This is a genomic window from Saccharopolyspora sp. NPDC000359, assembly GCF_040300525.1.
GTDB lineage: Bacteria > Actinomycetota > Actinomycetes > Mycobacteriales > Pseudonocardiaceae > Saccharopolyspora.
In genome coordinates, this window is sequence record NZ_JBEPDU010000024.1 from 49,609 (window position 1) to 67,874 (window position 18,266).

Consider the following 18,266-nt stretch of genomic DNA (forward strand, 5'->3'; position numbering starts at 1 on the left):
CATGTCGCGCGCTGAGACGACTCCGCAGCAGCACGTCGTGCTGCTCTCCGCTGCCGGAGCCGAGCAACTCCAGCAGTACGCCGAACGGCTGCTGCGCTGGGTCGAAGCCCGGGAGGGCGACTCCGCGGCCACGCTCGAACGGCTGGCGTACACGCTCCAGGTGGGGCGGGAACCGCTGCGGCGGCGGTGGGCGGCGGTGGTCGGCTCGCTCACCGAGCTGGCCGACCAGCTGCGGGAGTTCCCCGGCGCCGAGCGGGCAGAAACCACCGACCGGTCCGCGGACGCTGCGGCCGCGCTGGCCCGGCGCGATCTCCACGCGCTGGCCCGGCTGTGGTCGCGAGGCTCCGATGTGGACTGGTCGCAGCTGCACCGTGCCCCGTTCCCGGCCCGGTTGTCCCTGCCCACACCGCCGTTCGCGCTCCGCGCGTACTGGGTGGACGAGCCCGCCGCGAGCCTTCCCGCGCGGCAGCCGCTGGTCGGCACGCCGGACGGTGACGGGGAGTACACCGCCACCTTCACCGGTGCCGAGTTCTTCCTCCGCGACCACGCCTTCGGCGAGCACAAGATCCTGCCCGCGGTGGCCGCGCTGGAGTTGGCCGCCGCCACCGCCCGCCAGGCCGGGCACGGCACGGTCGTCGGCATCGACGACGTCATGTGGGCGCGGCCGGTCATCGTGACCGACGAGCCGGTGCAGGTCCGGCTCCGGCTTGCCCTCACCGAGCGGGGCAGCCGGTACACAGTGGACTGCGGCGGCGAGGTGTGCTCGGCGGGCACGCTGCGCTTCGGCGAACTGGCCGCGGCCGCGGAGGACTCGCTGGACCTGGGCTCGATCCAGGCCCGTTGCCCGGAGGTCTGCCCCGGATCGGAGTGCTACGCGCTGTTCGACCGGCTCGGTGGCAGCTACGGGCCGAGCTTCCAGCCGCTGCGCTCGGTGCACCACGGTGCGGGTGAGGCGCTGGCGCGGGTGGAGGTCCCCGAAGGCGTCGACGTCGCAGGCTTCGAGCTGCACCCGACGCTGCTGGACGGCATGCTGCAGACCGCGCTGTGGGCCGACGGCGACCCGGCGGGCACCGAGGAGCGGAAGCTGCCGTTCGCCCTGGCCGGGCTCGAGGTCCGGGGCCCGCTGCCGCGCCGCGGCTACGTCCACGCGGTGGCTTCGGCCGACACGGGCCACGACCTGACCCTCACCGACGACGACGGGCGCATCGTGCTCCGGATGCGCGGTCTGCTGACCCGGGCCGTCGGCCAGGCCCACGCGCTGCGCCGGGACGAGCAGCCGGTCGAAACGGTGGCCTGCGAGCAGACCTGGCACCCGGCGCCGCACGGCGACCCCGGCGAGCTGGCCGGTGACGTGCTCGTCATCAGCGACGAACCGGAGTTCGCGCAGCGGCTGGGCGACCAGCTGGGCAACCAGGTGGTGCGGGTGCGGGCCGGTGACCGCTTCGAGTCGGCACCCGACCTGAGCTGGACGCTGCGGCTGGACGACGACGAGGACTGGCGGAGGTTCTTCGCGGCCCTGCGCGAACCCGCCGCCGTGGTCTGGGACGCCGCGAGCCTGCCGAGCGGTGCGGCGGTCGTGCCACGGCTGACCGGGCTGTTCCGCGGCTGGTCGCAGGCCCGGTTCCGGTCGCCGGTGCGGGTGTTCGCGGTGCACGACACCACCGGTGAGCTGGACGACTGCTACGTCACGGCCCTCGACGGCCTGTTCCGGACGATCACCAACGAGCAGCCGAACTTCCTCGGTTCGGTGCTCGCGGTGCCCGCCGCCGGGGCGGACGCGCGGGCCCGGCAGGTGGCCGCCGAGCTGCGCTCGGTCGCCGACCACGAGTTCCAGGTGCGGGTGTCCGGCGGTGTGCGGCAGGTGGCGCGCTGGACACCGCTGGACCCGGCCGGGCAGCCGGGGCCGGGCATCTCGGTCCGCGCCGGGGGGACCTACCTGGTGACCGGTGGTCTCGGTGCGCTCGGCCGGATCTTCGTGCGCCACCTGGGCGCGACGGCCGGGGCGGAGTTCGTGCTCACCGGGCGCTCCGGGGCCACCCCGGAGGTGCGGGAGAAGCTGGCGGAACTGCGCGCGCTGGGCATCGACGCCGACTACTGGCCCGCGCGGCTCGGTGAGCCGGGCGAGGCCGCGGCACTGGTGGACCGGATTCGCCGCGAGCACGGCGAGCTGCGCGGCGTGCTGCACCTGGCGGGCGTGACCCGCGACTCCTTCCTGCTCGGCAAGACCGGGCAGGACCTGGCCGCGGTGCTCGGCCCGAAGGTGGCGGGCACGGTCGAGCTGGACCGGGCCACGGCCGGGATGCGGCTCGACTTCTTCGCGTCGTTCTCCTCGCTGTCCGGAGTGGCGGGCACCCCGGGGCAGGCCGACTACGCCTACGCCAACCGCTTCCTCGACGCCTTCACCACCTGGCGGGAGCAGCAGCGCGCGGCCGGACTGCGTTCCGGGCGGAGCCTGTCGCTGCTGTGGCCGCTGTGGGCGGACGGGGGAATCGGCGCGGACATGGCGCAGCCGGACCAGGAACGCATCGTCGCGCGCAGCGGGCTGCGTGCGCTGCCAACCGCGGCCGGGCTGACGGCCTTCGACACCGTGGGCGCTGGCGACCACGTCCTCATCGCGCATGGTGATCCCGCCAGGATCGGCGAGCTGCTGGACCACGCCACCCACCGGCCGCTGCCGGACCGCGCGGCAGCCCCGGCGGCCCCGGCGGTCCCGGAGCAGGCCACCGACGTCGCGGACCGGGCCGAGCAGTACCTCAAGGACGTGCTGGCCGGTGTTTTCCGGATGCCCGCCGAGGAGATCGACGCCGAGGTGGCCTTCGAGGCCTACGGGATCGACTCGCTGCTGATCATGGACCTGACCCGCGAGCTGGAGGAGCACTTCGGCTCGCTGCCCAAGACGCTGTTCTTCGAGTACCAGGACCTGCGTTCGCTGACCGGCTACTTCGTGGCGCACCACCGCGAGGCCCTGGAACCGCTGGTTCCCGCCGCCGAGGCCCCGGCGCCGGTCGAGCCACCCCCGCCCGCCCAGGTCGAGCCGCCCCTGCCCGCCCGCGTCGAGGTGCCCGCGGTGGCCGCCGCGCCGGACCGACGCGCGGACGAGCCGATCGCGATCATCGGGGTGAGCGCGCGCTTCGCCGACGCCGACGACCTGGACTCGTTCTGGGAGAACCTGCGGGCCGGGCGCAGCAGCATCCGCGAGATCCCGGAGGAACGCTGGGACTGGCGCCTGCACAGCAGCGCCACCGAGGCCGACCGCGCCGTGCAGCACGGCAGGTGGGGCAGCTTCCTGGACGGCATCGACGAGTTCGACCCGCTGTTCTTCGGTATCTCCCCGCGCGAGGCGGAGATGCTCGACCCGCAGGAGCGGCTGTTCCTGGAGACCGCATGGCACACCATCGAGGACGCCGGGTACACCCGGGCCGGTCTCCAGCCCAACCGCACCGGCGTCTACGTCGGCGCGATGTACGCGCTGTACCAGCTCTACGAGGCGGACAACGGGCGGCTGGCCGCCTCCTCCTACGCCTCGATCGCGAACCGGGTCTCCTACACCCTCGGCCTGACCGGGCCGAGCCTGGCAGTGGACACCATGTGCTCCTCGGCGCTGTCGGCGATCCACCTGGCGGTCCGGGACCTGCGCTCCGGGGACACCGACCTGGCCATCGCCGGTGGGGTGAACCTGCACGTCCACCCCTACAAGTACCGCTTCCTGGCGCAGGGCCAGTTCACCTCCAGCGACGGGTTGTGCCGCAGCTTCGGTGAGGGCGGGGACGGGTACGTGCCCGGCGAGGGCGTCGGAGCCGTGCTGCTCAAGCCGCTGGCGCGGGCGCTGGCCGACGGCGACCACGTCTACGCCACCATCCTCGGCAGCAGCCTGAACCACGGCGGCAGGACCAACGGGTTCACCGTGCCCAACCCCGTCGCGCAGGGCGAGGTGATCCGCCGGGCCCTGGACGCGGCCGGGGTCGAGGGCCGGACGCTGTCCTACCTGGAGGCCCACGGCACCGGCACCGCGCTGGGCGACCCGATCGAGATCCGCGGCCTGGCCAGGGCGTTCGAGGACGCCGGGCGGCAGCCCGGGGAGCTGCCGATCGGGTCGGTAAAGTCCAACATCGGGCACCTGGAGTCGGCGGCGGGCATGGCGGCGCTGTGCAAGGTGCTGGTGCAGCTGCGGCACCGCAGCCTCGTGCCCTCGTTGCACTCCGAGGCGCTGAACCCGAACATCGACTGGTCCGGCACGCCGCTGCGGGTGCAGCAGGAGCTGGCCGAGTGGCACCGGCCCGCCCCGGAGGTCCCGCGGCGCGCTGGCATCAGCTCCTTCGGCGCGGGCGGGTCGAACGCGCACCTCGTGGTGGAGGAGCACCAACCAGTGGCGCCGCGCCCGTCAACCGGGGTGCAGCTGGTGCCGCTGTCGGCCAAGACCGGTGAACGGCTGCAGGTCCTGGCCGCTCGGCTGGCCGACTTCCTGGACCGCCACCCGGACACCGACCTCGCCGCGGCCGCCCACACCTTGCAGACCGGACGGGAAGCGCACGAGGAGCGGGCCGCGGTGGTCGTGTCCTCCACGGCGGAGCTGGCCGCCAGGTGCCGGGATGTCGCCGACGGCCGCACCGGCGAGGTGCAGCGAGGCAGCCTCCGCGCGGCGGGGCGCGACCGGCAGGAGCGTGCCCGGCTGGCGAAGCAGGTACAGCACGCCGCGCAGCAGCGCGACCTCGCCGCCGTCGCCGAGCTCTGGGTGCGGGGCGCCGAACCGGACTGGGCACTCCTGCACGACGGGAACCCGGGACGCACCCCGCTGCCCGGCTACCCGTTCGAGCGGTTCCGCTGCTGGATCACCGACCAGCGCCCGGTGCCCGGTGGCCCGGCGGTCGCCGCGCACCCGCTGCTGGCGCAGGTCGAGCCCGCCGAGAGCCTGGACGGTCTTGCCTTCGGCAAGGTGTTCACCGCGCACGACCCGCTCCTGCGGGACCACCGCATTGGTCCGGTGCAGCCGTTGCCGGGGGTCGCGGTGCTGGAGATGGCCCGGGCGGCATCGGCGGCGGCCGGGCTGACCGGCCCGGTGGCGCTGCGCAACGTCCGCTGGCTGCGGCCGCTGGTGGTCGAGCAGGGCGAACGCCGCGCCCTGCTGCGGCTGCGGCGAGCTGCGGACGGGCTGGGATTCGAGCTTGCCTCCGCCGACGGTGACGTGCACGCGCAGGGGCTGGTGACTTCCCTGGAGGCCGCGCGGGACGAGGTGGAGCCGCCCGCGCGGATCGAGGCCCGCTGCCCGCAGCGGTACGCGGGGGAGCAGCTCTACGCGGACTTCGAGTCCTTCGGCGTCGGTTACGGACCGGCGTTGCGCGCCGTGGAGCAGATCGCCTATGGCCGCGACGAGGCGCTGGCCAGGATCTCGGTGCCCGTCGACGACGGTGGCCTCGGCGAATGCGTGCTGCACCCGGCGTTGCTGGACGGTGCGCTGCACGCGCTCGCGGCCTTGCGCGACCGCGCCTCCGGGCAGCCGATGGTGCCTTACGCGGTCGAGGCGGTGGAGGTGTGGCGCGAGCCCGCCCGACGTGGTCACGCCCACGTGCGCCCCGTCGGCCAGGACCGCTACGACATCTCCCTGCTCGATGACGACGGGGAGCTCTGCGTGCGACTGCGCGACCTGGCGCTGCGCCCAGTGTCCACTGAGGACGACGTCGAGACCGGTGCCGACCTGTCGGAACTGCTGTACGTGCCCGAGTGGACCCCGCTCGGTGCGGCGCCGCCACCGCAGCCGGTCGACTCGGCGTGGATCGTGCGCGGCGAGGGCACCGACGCGCTCGCCGCCGAGCTCTCCGCAGCGGTGACTGGTCAGCCGCTGGTCGTGGACCCGACCGAGGTCGAGACCCTGACCGGGCGGCCGCTGCCCGCGGCGGTCTACTTCCTGGCCGACCGCGCCCCGAGCCGCCACGACGACGCCGAGCTGCTGGAAACCAACCAGCAGCGCGGGGTGCTCGCGTTGTTCCGGCTGGTGAAGCTGCTGCTGGTGGCAGGTGCGGCGACCCGGCCGCTGCGGGTGGTGGTCATCACCGAGGGCGTGTGCGCCGTGGACGGCCACCGCGTCGAGAACCCGTTCGCGGGCAGCCTGCACGGGCTGGCCCAGACCCTCGCGCAGGAGTTCCGGCGGTGGCAGGTGGCCGTCGTGGACCGTGCGGGCGGTCCGGGCGCCCCGGCGCTCCCCGGGCTGGTCGAGCAGGCCCTGGCGGCCGGTGCGGACAGCCCGCTGGCGGTGCGCGGTGGGGTCGCGCACCGGCGCAAGCTCGTCCCGCGGCGACCGTCCACAGCGGACGGTCGGATCCGGCGCGGCGGGACCTACCTGGTCCTGGGCGGTGCTGGCGGGATCGGTCTGGAGCTGGCCGAGTGGCTGGTGCACCGCTACCAGGCGCGCGTCGTGCTGGTCGGGCGCAGCGCGCTGAGCGCGGAGAAGCGGCAGCGGCTGGCCGAGGTCGACCCCAGCGGCGAGCTGGTCGACTACCAGCGGGCCGATGCGGGGGACCCGGCGGCGCTGCGGGCGGTCGTCCGGGGCGTCGAGGACCGCTGCGGGGCCTTGCACGGGGTCTTCCACTCCACCATCGTCCTGCGCGACCAGAGCCTGCTGACCATGGAGGAGAGCGCGTTCCGCGCGGCCCTGGACGCCAAGACCAAGGTCAGCGTCGCGCTGTTGGCCGCGGTCGGAGCGACGCCGCTGGACTTCGTGCTGTTCTTCTCCTCGGCGGTGTCGCTGTCGGGTAACGCGGGCCAGAGCAACTACGCCGCGGGCGGCGCGTTCGAGGACGCCTTCGGTCACTTCCTCGGCTCCCACCTGGGTGCCGCGGTGCGGGTGATCAACTGGGGCTACTGGGGCACCGTCGGGGTCGCGGCCGACGAGCGGACGCGGGAGCGCTTCGCCCAGCACGGGGTCTTCTCGATCCTGCCGCACGAGGGCATGGCCGCCGTGGCGCACGTGCTGGCGCACGACGACCCGCAGGTGCTGGTCACCAAGGCGAGCCGCGAGGTGCTGGAAGCCGCCGGGGTGGACTTCGGCCCGGCCCCGCAGGTGGCGGCCGAGCCGGAGCCGGGCCCCGAATCGGATGCGGACCTGGACGCGGTGGTCACCGCCTACGTCCGCCGCGCCTTCCACGAGGTCCTGCAGGTGCCGCCGGACCGGCTGTGGCTCGACGAGACCTTCGAGAACTTCGGCATCGACTCCCTGACGATGCCCCAGCTTGTCGACGTGCTCGCCGCGGACCTCGGGCCGCTGCCCGCGACCCTGCTGTTCGAGCACCGGACCCTCCGCGACCTGGTGGCGCACCTGGTGGGCGAGCACGCCGACGCGCTCCGGGAGCTGCTGCTGCCGGATGCCCGGCGGGCGGTGGAGGCGCCCCGGGTCGAGGTCGTGGCGTCCGAACCGGCCAGCTCGGTGCCGGACCGCTGGCGGAAGATCGCGATCGTCGGCGTGGCCGGGCGGTACCCGGACGCGGCGGACCTGGACGAGTTCTGGCAGAACCTGCGGCAGGGCCGGGACTGCGTGCGCGAGGTGCCCGCCGACCGCTGGGACTGGCGCGAGTGGTCCGAAGTGGACGGTCGCGCCATCAGCCGGTGGGGCGGTTTCCTCGACGGGATCGCCGAGTTCGACCCGAGGTTCTTCCAGATGTCGTTGCGGGAGGCCGAGCTGCTCGACCCGCAGGAGCGCCTGTTCCTGCAGACCGCGTGGCACGCGCTGGAGGACGCGGGCTACCCGCGCGGCCGGTTGCGCGGGTCCCGGGTCGGTGTCTACGTGGGCGTGATGTACGGCCACTACCAGCTGCTGGAGACCGAGGACGGGCTGGCGGGCGGCATGGGCTACGCCTCGATCGCCAACCGGGTGTCCTACGCGTTCGACTTCCAGGGACCGAGCCTGGCGGTGGACACCATGTGCTCGTCCTCGCTGACCGCCCTGCACCTGGCCTGCGAGGCCCTGATGCTCGGCGACGCCGACTACGCGTTGGCCGGTGGCGTCAACCTCGCCGTGCACCCGCGCAAGTACGCCCAGCTCGCCGCGGGCGGGTTCACCTCGTCGGACGGGCGGTGCCGCAGCTTCGGAGCCGACGGCGACGGCATGGTGCCCGGCGAGGGCGTCGGCGCGGTGCTGCTCAAGCCGCTGGAGCTGGCCGAGCGCGACGGCGACCGGATCCACGGGGTCATCCTCGGCAGCGCCGCGAACCACGGCGGCAAGACCGGCGGGTACACCGTGCCGAACCCGGTGGCGCAGGGCGAGCTGATCGGGCAGGCGCTGCGGCGCGCGGAGGTGGAGCCGAGCACGGTCTCCTACGTGGAGGCCCACGGCACCGGCACCGCGCTCGGCGACCCGACCGAGGTGGCGGGCCTGGCGCGGGCGTTCGGCGAGCGCCCCGGCAGGATCGCCATCGGCTCGGTGAAGTCCGGGATCGGCCACCTGGAGTCCGCAGCCGGGATCGCGGCGGTCACCAAGGTGCTGCTGCAGATGCGGCACGGCGAACTCGCGCCGTCCCTGCACGCCGACCGCCTCAACCCCGGCATCGACTGGGAGGACGTGCCGTTCACCGTCCAGCGCGAGCTCGCCCCGTGGCGCGGCGAGCCGCTGCGGGCCGCGGTGAGCTCCTTCGGCGCGGGCGGGTCGAACGCGCACCTGGTCCTGGAGCAGTACCCCGAGCCCGCCGCTCCGGCGGGCCGGGACGGCGCCCGCCTGTTCGTGTTCTCCGCGCGGGACCGCGACCGGCTGCGCGAACTCGTCGGGGAGGTGCTCGGGTTCCTGCGCGGCACGGCGGGGTCGTCCGATGCGGGTACCGCGGCGGCGGAGCTGGCCCGACGAGCGGGGCTGGCCGAAGCCGACCTGGACGAGCCGCTGGCGGAGCTGGGCGTCGACCTCACCACCATGCTGCAGCTCGCCGCGGCCACCGACGTGCGGCCCGGAACCCTGCACGAGGGGATGTCGCTGCGCGAGCTGGCCGGGGCCCTGGCCGGTCCGGCGGGCGGCAGCGAACTCGACCTCGACCGCTTGGCCTTCACGCTGCAGGTCGGCCGCGAGGCGATGGGGGAGCGGCTGGCCGTGGTCGCCTCCGACGTCGCGGAACTGCGCGCGGCGCTGACCGGGTTCACCGGCGGTCAGGGACCCACTGCGGACGTCTGTACCGGCACCGTGCGCGCGGAATCCTGGCTGCGGCCCCGCCCGGTGACCAGCGCCATCCACCGCGCCGCCGACCGGGCGGAACTGCGCCGGCTGGCCGAGCGCTGGGTCGGCGGCGAGGACGTCGACTGGGAGTCGCTCTACCCGGTGCGCCCGCGGGTCATCTCCGCGCCGGGCTACCCGTTCGCGCGCGAGCACTGCTGGATCTCGGCGCAGCCGAGCGCCCGGCAGCCCCGCGCCACGACCAGCGCGCGTCCGGTGGCCAGCCGGGGCGCGCTGCACGACCGGATCCTGGCGGTCCTGTCGTCGCTGACCGGCTACCCGGCGGGTGAGCTGGCCACCGACACCAGCTTCCACGAGCACGGGCTGGACTCCCTCGGCCTGATCCGCTTCGCCGAACGGCTGGGCCAGGAACTGGGCCGGGAGCTCAGCCCGGACCTGTTCCTCGCCGCCCCCACCGTGGACGAACTGGCTGACCGCCTGGCACCGGAGCACCCGGCCGCCGGAGCACCGGAGGTCGCCACCACCGGGTCCGACCCGGTCGTGGTCGTCGGCATGGCTGGCACGCTGCCGGGCTCGCCGGACCTGGAATCCTTCTGGACCAACCTGCGCCGCGGCGGGGACCTGCTCTCCGAGGTGCCCGCGGACCGGTGGGACTGGCGGGAGCGCTACGGCGACCCCGCCGAGCACACCGACCGCACGCGGGTCAACCGCGGCGGGTTCATGCCCGCGGTGGACCGGTTCGACCCGCTGTTCTTCGGGATCTCCCGCCGGGAAGCCAGGTGGATGGACCCCCAGCAGCGGCTGCTGCTGCAGACCGCGTGGTCGGCGATCGAGGACGCGGGCATCGACCCGGTCAGCCTCGCCGGCACCCGGACCGGGGTGTTCGTCGGGGTCGGACCGGCCGAGTACGGCGAGCTGATCCAGCGCTCCGGGGTGCGGGCCGACGCCTACGCCTCGACCGGGCTCACCCCGTCGATCCTGGCCAACCGGATCTCCTACCAGCTGGACCTGCGCGGCCCCAGCGAGCCGGTGGACACCGCCTGCTCCAGCTCCCTGGTGGCGCTGCACCGGGCGGCCGAGGCGATCGAGCTCGGGCACTGCGACGCGGCGCTGGCGGCCGGGGTCTCGGTGATGCTGTCCCCGGTGACCTTCGCGTCGCTGGAGCTCGCCGGGATGATCAGCCCGGACGGCGTCGGCCGGGCCTTCGACCAGGAGGCGAACGGCTACGTGCGGGGCGAGGGCGTCGGCGCGGTGCTGCTCAAGCGGCTCAGCCAGGCGGTGGCCGACGGCGACCCCATCCACGCCGTGCTGCGCGGCACCGCGGTCAACCACGGTGGCCGGGCCAACTCGCTGACCGCGCCCAACCCCGACGCGCAGGCGGAGGTGGTCATCCGGGCCCACGAGCGGGCCGGGCTCGACCCCGCGACGATTGGCTACCTCGAAACCCACGGCACCGGCACCACCATCGGTGACCCGGCGGAGATCACCGGCCTGCGCCAGGCCTTCGCCGAGCTGTACGAGCGCTGGGGGCACGAGGCCCCAGCGCAGCCGCACTGCGCGCTGGCGGCGCTGAAGAACGTCATCGGGCACCTGGAGCCAGCGGCGGGCATCGCGGCCGTGCTGCGCGTGCTGCTGTCCATGCGCCACGGTCAGCTCACCGGCACGCCGAACATCCAGCAGCTCAACCGCTTCCTGAACCTCAGCGGCTCGCCGTTCCACATCCCGCTGGAAGGCGTGGAGTGGCACCGCCCGCGGGGAGCGGACGGCGCGGAACTGCCGCGCCGGGCCGGTGTCAGCGCGTTCGGCTACGGCGGGGTGAACGCCCACGTGGTCCTGGAGGAGTACCGAGCGGACAGCGCGCCGACGCCGCAGGGACCGGTGGTGTTCACGCTGTCGGCCCGTGACCCCGAGCGCCTCCGCGAGTACGCCCGGCGGTTCGTCGAGGCCACCGGCTGGACGGAGGACCTGGCGGGCACCGCGTTCACGCTGCAGGTCGGCCGCACCGACTTCCCGGCGCGGCTGGCGTTCGTGGCGAGCACGGGCGAGCAGGCCAAGGACGTCCTGTCCCGGTACCTGGCGGGCACGGCCAGCGAGGTGCACACGGGCAGCGTCGAGCGCGGGTCGGCGCCAAAGGTCGGCGCGGACGAGGACGACCTCGACGCGGTCGCCGCGGCGTGGGTGCGGGGAGCGTCGATCGACTGGCGCCGCCTGCACCGTGGTGCGCCGCGCCGCCGCAGCCTGCCCACCTACCCGTTCGCGCCGGAACGGCACTGGTTCAGCACCGACCCCGAGCCCACCGCACCGGTCGGGGACCTGACCTGGTTCCGGACCGGGTGGCAGCAGGCCGCGGTTCCCGCCGGGACCACGGCCGGGCAGGCGCTGGTGTTCGCCGCTGCCCCAGCCACCCCGGCGGACGTGCTGGTGCGGCCCGCGGAGCGCTACCGCGAGGTCGACGAGCGCTGCTTCGAGATCCGCCCGGACGCCCCGGAGGACTACCTGCGGGTGCTGACCTCCCTGCGGCAGCGCGGGATCGGCGTTCGCCGGGTGGCGCACCTGTGGTCGCTGGACGCCCCGGCTGAGCACCGCCTGACCCACGGCCCCGAGTCGTTCTTCCTCCTGCTGCGCGCGTTCGGCAGCAACGGGTTCGGCGACCTGGAGCGGATCCAGGTGGCGGTGCCGGAGTCCGACGCCGCGCTCGCCGAGGCGTGGGGCGGGTTCGCCGGTTCGGTCAAGGCGATGGCGCCGGGCGTCGGGTACTCCGTGATCCGGTTCTCGCAGCCGGACCGGTCCGCGCTGCTCGCCGAGCTCGCCGCCGAGCCGGACGCGGCTGTGGTCCGCTACCACGACGGCGTCCGGTTCGTGCAGCGCCAGCAGGAGTTCACCCCGGCGGAGACCGGGGCCGAGCCGGTGTTCCGCGACCAGGGCACGTACCTGATCACCGGTGGTGCTGGCGGGCTCGGCCGGATGCTCGCGCGCGAGCTGGCCCGCGACCACCGGGCGCGGCTGGCCCTGCTCGGCAGGTCCGAGCTGGACGAGGACGGGCAGGCGTTGCTGGCCGAGCTGCGCGCGCTGGGTGGCGAAGCCGAGTACTTCCCGTGCGACGTCGCCGACACTGCTCAGCTCGCCGCGGTGGTCGACCAGGTCAAGGCGCGGTGGGGCCGCCTCCACGGCGTGTTCCACCTGGCCGGGACCGTGAGCGCGGTTCCGTTGCCGGACAAGGACCTCGCGGAGTTCCGGGCCCAGCTGCGGCCCCGGATCGACGGCACCCGCGCGCTCGACGCGGCCACCGCGGCCGAGCCGCTCGACCTGTTCGTGCTCTACGCCTCGACCTCGGGCCACCTCGGGGACTACGGGCTCGCCGACTACGGCGTCGGCGCGCGCTACCTCGACGGCTTCGCCGCCGAGCGGGAAGCGCACCGCGCGGCGGGCAGGCGGCACGGCCGGACGGTCGCGATCGACTGGCCGATGTGGCGCGACGGCGGGATGCACCTGGACCCCGAGGACGAGCGGCGCTACCTGGCCACCACCGGGTTCCGCTACCTGGAGTCGGACGAGGGGCGGCAGGTGCTGGAGGACGCCGTGCGCAGCGGGCTGAGCCAGGTCATGGTCGTGGCTGGTGACCCGGAACGGGTGCGCGCACTGGTCCACGACCGCCCGGCGCGCCGCACCGCCCCCGCACCGGACCCCGCCCCCGCACCGGACCCCGCACCCGCACCGGAACCAGCACCGGCCACCGCGCCGGAACCGGCGGTCGGGGTCGAAGCGGCGGTCGCCGCCGAACTCCGGCGGATGATCCGCGCGCTGCTGGAGATCACCGACGCGGAGCTGGACGACGACGCCGGTTTCGGGGAGTTCGGGCTCGACTCGTTCGGCCTGAAGAGCCTCGGCGTCGAGCTCGCCGACCGCTACGGCATCGAGGTGCCGACGATCGCGATGTTCGGCGCCAACACGGTCACCAAGCTCACCGCCCACCTGGTGCGGGAGTTCCCGGAGGAGCTGCGGCGCGCCCACCCGGTGGTGGCCGAGCACGCCGCCGAACCGGCGCCGGAACCCGCGGTCGCCGTCGATCGGGCCGCCGCGCCCGGCGCGCCGGAGCCGATCGCGGTGATCGGCATGAGCGGCCGGTTCCCCGGAGCGGCTGACCTCGACGAGTTCTGGGCGAACCTGGTCCAGGAGCGCGACCTGATCACCGAGGCGCCTGCCGAGCGGTGGGACTGGCGGGAGCTGGACCGGCGCTTCCCCGGCACCCCGAGGTGGGGCGGCTTCCTGTCCGACGTGGACCGCTTCGACTCGCTGTTCTTCCGGATCTCACCGCTGGAAGCGCAGGTGGTGGACCCCCAGCACCGACTGTTCCTGGAGGAGACCTGGAAGGCGCTGGAGGACGCGGGCATCCGGGCCGACCGGCTGGCCGGGCGCGCGGTGGCGGTCTTCGCGGGCACCCAGTTCACCGACTACGAGGCGATGGTGTCCAGCAGCGCCGAGCCCCACGCCTACGCCGGTGCCGGGCTGGCGCGGACGATGCTGGCCAACCGGATCTCCTACCTGCTGGACCTGCGCGGCCCGAGCGAGAGCATCGACACCGCGTGCTCCAGCTCGCTGGTCGCGGTCCACCGGGCGGTGCGCTCCCTGCGGTCGGGGGAGAGCGAGCTGGCCATCGCGGGCGGGGTGAGCCTGGTCCTCTCGCCGCACACCATCATCTCCGCGCACCAGCTCGGGATGCTCTCGCCGGACGGCAGGTGCAAGCCGCTGGACAGCTCCGCCAACGGTTACGTCAAGGGCGAGGGCGTCGCGGCGCTCGTGCTCAAGCCGCTGTCGCGGGCGCTGGCCGACGGGGACCGGGTGCACGCCGTGATCCGCGGCAGCGCGCAGAACCACGGCGGGCACGCCAGCTCGCTGACCGCGCCGAACCCGGATGCGCAGGAGGACCTGCTGGTGGCCGCCTACCGGGACGCGGACGTGCCGGTCGAGTCGGTGTCCTACGTGGAACTGCACGGCACCGGTACCGAACTGGGCGACCCGATCGAGATCGACGCGCTCCAGCGGGCCCACCGGCGGCTGGCGGATGGGCAGGCCACGCCCGTCGAGTGCGGTGTGGGCAGCATCAAGAGCAACATCGGCCACCTCGAACCGGCGGCGGGCATCGCGGGTGTGCTCAAGGTGGTCCTGGCGATGCGGCACGGGCAGCTCCCGGCCACGCTGCACCTGGCAGAGCTGAACCCGCACATCCGGCTCGACGCGGGCCCCTTCACCCCGGTGCGCCGGACGCGCGACTGGCGGCCGGTGGACGATTCGGGCGCGCCGCTGCCCCGGCGGGCGGGCGTCAGCTCCTTCGGCTTCGGCGGGGTCAACGCCCACGTCGTGCTGGAGGAATCGCCAGCAGTACCGGAACCCGAGCCCGAGCCGGGACCGCGGGTCTTCGTGCTGTCGGCGAAGAACACCGAGCGGCTGCGCCAGTACGCGGCCGACGTGGTCGACCTGCTCGACACCGACGAGACCGATGACCTGGCGTCGCTGGCCCACACCTCGCAGGTCGGCCGCGTCCCGATGGACGCCCGGCTCGCGGTGGTGGCAGCCAGCCGCGCGGAGCTGCGGGCGGCGCTCGCGGCGTACCTGGCGGCGGACTCCGCGGCGAACCTGCACGTGGGCGAGGCCGGCCGCGACCACAACGGGTGGCTGACCGAGCCCGAGGGGCAGGAGTACCTGCGCCGGATCCAGCGCGAAGGCGATCTGGACCGGCTGGCCCAGTTGTGGGTGGGCGGAGCCCGGATCGACTGGGCTGCCCTGCACCAGGGACCGCTGCCGCGTCGCGCGACGCTGCCGACCTACCCGTTCGCGGACCAGCGGCACTGGTTGCGCACCGGGAAACAGCCAGCTGCGCGGGACGACCAGGAGCTGTTGCTGGCGAAGGTCTGGCGCCCGGCGGCCGAGCCACCGGCGGTGGTGCCGCCCGCCGCGAGCGTGCTCGTGCTGACCAGCCCGGAGAACGAGGGGCTGGCCCGCGACCTGTTCGGCCCGGAGGCGGCGGTCGCGGTGCTCACCGAGGCCGAGGACGCCGATCCGGAGACCGGTCGGCGGCTGGCCGGGTTGGCCGGGGCCGCGCGCACCGTCGTCGACCTGGTCGACGTCGCGGCCCAGCCGACCGACCGCGCGGCGGAGAGCTGGGCGCGGATCGTCCTGGCCCAGGAGCTCGTGGCCCGTCTGCGCACTTCCGGGCTGCACTACCTGCACTTCACGCACGGCCTGACGCCGTTCGGGGCGGACCGGCCGACCTTGCGCGGCGCGGCCTTCGCGGGTCTGGTGAGCGTGCTCGGGGCGGAGTACCCGGGAGTGCTCGCCAGCACGGTCGACGTCGACGCCGCCGAGCTGACCGCGGAGCGGTTGCGCCTGGTCGTCGGCCGGGAGCTGGGTGCGGTGGAGCAGGCGGGCGAGGTCTGCCTGCGCGGCGGCACCCGCCACCTGCCCGAGCTGGCCGAGGTCGAGGCCCCGGCCGGGGACGTGGCCTGGTGCGGTGAGCTGGGTGGTCGAACCGTGGTGATCACCGGTGGCACCGGGGCGATCGGTCGGTCCATCGCCGCGGAGCTGATCGACCGCGGTGCCGACCGGCTGGTGCTCCTGGGGCACCGCGAGCTGCCGGACCGCGCGCGGTGGCCCGAGATCTGCGCCGCCGAGGACGCCGACCCCGAGTTGGTGGCGCGGCTGCGGGGCCTGCTGGAGCTGGAACGGCCGGGGGTGCGGTTGCGGGTGGTCAGCACGTCGCTGACCGACCCGGCGGCGCTGCGGCGCGTGCTGGCCGAGGCCCGCGAGGAGCTGGGGCCGATCACCGGTGTCGTGCACTGCGCGGGGCTGGGCCTGCTGACCAACCCGGCGTTCGTCGGCAAGCAGGTGGCGGAGGTGCGCGCGGTGCTGGAACCGAAGGTCGCCGGGCTCCAGGAGCTGGCCGCGGCCTGCGCGGACGACCCGCTGCGGTTCTTCGTCCTGTGCTCGTCGGTGTCCGGTGCGGTTCCGGCGCTGGGTGCGGGCCTCAGCGACTACGCGCTGGCCAACTCCTTCCTGGACCGCTTCGCGGCCCACCAGGCAGCCCGGGGCCGCACCTACTTCCGGTCCCTGCAGTGGCCGAGCTGGCAGTCGATGGGCATGCCCGCGGTGACCACCCCGGTGTACCGCGACCTCGGTCTGCGCACCCTCCCGGACAGCACCGGGATGGGCCTGCTGCACCGTGCGATGTCGGTGCCGGACCGGCCGGTGCTGATGCCCGCCCTGGTGGACCCGGAGGCGTTCGACCGCAGCCGCCTGCTGCGGCTCGCGGACCGGGTTGCGCCGCGGCAGCAGCGCGCGGAAGCCCCCGCGGTCGCGGACCCGGTCGTGGCGGCCGGTCCGGCCGTGCTGGAGAGGTTGACGTCGGTGTTCGCCGAGCAGTTGCGGCTGGACGCGCAGGACCTGGGGCCGGACACCGGCTTCGCCGACCTGGGCGTGGACTCGATCATGATCGCCCAGCTGGTGTCCGCGGTGGAACGGGCGCTGGAGATCACCGTGGAACCGTCGGCGTTCCTGGAACACCCGACGCTCCGGCGGCTGGCCGCGCACCTGCAGGACGAGGTGCCCGCAGCCGCCGCGCCCGCAGCCGCCGCGCCCGCTGGCGGGGCGCCCGCTGGCGGGGCGACCACCGCGCCCGCGGCTGGCGGGGGGAGCACCGCGACCGGGCCGACCGGCAGCGGGAAGGTCGCCGTCATCGGGCTGGCCTGCCACTTCCCGGGTGCCGCGAACGCCGCGGAGTTCTGGCGGAACCTGGCGGGCGGCGTCGACTCGGTCACCGAGGTGCCCGCTTCGCGCTGGGACGTCCGGGAGCACTACGCGAGCAGCTACCAGCCCGGCAGGAGCATCAGCAAGTGGGGTGGCTTCCTGCCCGGGATCGAGGAGTTCGACCCCGGTTACTTCGGGATCTCCGCGCGGCAGGCGAGGCAGGTCGACCCGCTGATGCGCCAGTTCCTGGAGGTGAGCGCGGAATGCCTGCACGACGCCGGGTACCGGCGGGAGGAGGTCGCGGGCACGCGGGTCGGGGTGTACGCCGGTTCCCGGGTGTCCAACTTCGGCTCGCACCTGGCCGCGGTGGACCGGGACAGCATCAGCGGTCAGGCGCAGAACTTCATCGCCGCCCAGGTCGCGCACTTCCTCGACGTGCGCGGTCCGGTCCTGGTGGTCGACTCGGCCTGCTCCTCGTCGCTGGTCAGCGTGCACCTCGCCGCGCAGGCCCTGCGGGCGGGTGAGTGCGACATGGCGCTGGCGGGCGGCGTGGAGGTCCTGCTGGACCAGATCCCGTTCGTGGGCATGAGCGAGGCGCGGGCGCTGTCGCCGACCGGGCGCTGCCACACCTTCGACGAGCGGGCCGACGGCATCGTGCTCGGCGAGGGTGCGGGTGTGGTGCTGCTCAAGCGGTACGAGGACGCGCTGCGCGACGGTGACCGCGTGGCGGCGGTCATCGAGGGCGGTGCGGTGAACAACGACGGTCGCACGATGGGCATCACCACACCGAACCCGGACGCGCAGCGCGAGGTGATCGAACAGGCCCTGCGCGCGGCCGGGGTCCGGGCCGACGGCATCGGCTACGTCGAGGCGCACGGCACCGGGACCATGATCGGCGACCCGATGGAGCTGAAGGCGCTGACCCAGGTGCTGCGGGCTGGCACCGACGAGACCGGGTTCTGCGGGGTGGGCAGCGTCAAGACCAACATCGGACACCTGCTGAGCGCGGCGGGCATCGCGGGCCTGATCAAGGTGGTGCTCTCGCTGCGCGAGGGTGCGCTGCCGCCGACGCTGCACTGCGAGACCACCAACCCGCGGTTCCGGTTCGAGGACTCACCGCTGTTCCCGGTGCGCGAGCTGCAGCCGTGGCGGCCGCGGGGCGGCGTGCGGCGGGCCGGGATCAGCTCGTTCGGGTTCGGCGGGACCAACGCGCACCTCGTCGTCGCCGAGGCGGTGCCGCCAGCGGGCCACCAGCCCAGGCGGGCGCCGCTGGAGCCGGTCCGCTTCGAGCGCGAGCGGTACTGGTTCGAGCGGCCGGAGCCGCCGCGGGCCGAGGTGGCGCGCAACGGTGCTGAGCCCTTCTTCGAACTGCGCTTCTAGT

General features: G+C 74.5%; 1 protein-coding gene. It reads left to right on the forward strand.

Translation table 11 applies throughout. The features are described from left to right. Nucleotide 1: 1 nt before the first annotated feature. A complete protein-coding gene (locus tag ABT324_RS17155) occupies nt 2–18,265 on the forward strand; it encodes an SDR family NAD(P)-dependent oxidoreductase (RefSeq protein ID WP_351177796.1) in 18,264 nt (6,087 codons plus the stop codon). The last annotated feature ends 1 nt before the right edge of the window (nt 18,266 follow it).

Bases quoted from the DNA above. Each gene is read 5' to 3' on its own strand.
- ABT324_RS17155 (WP_351177796.1), top strand. From the start codon at position 2: ATGTCGCGCGCTGAGACGACTCCGCAGCAGCACGTCGTGCTGCTCTCC.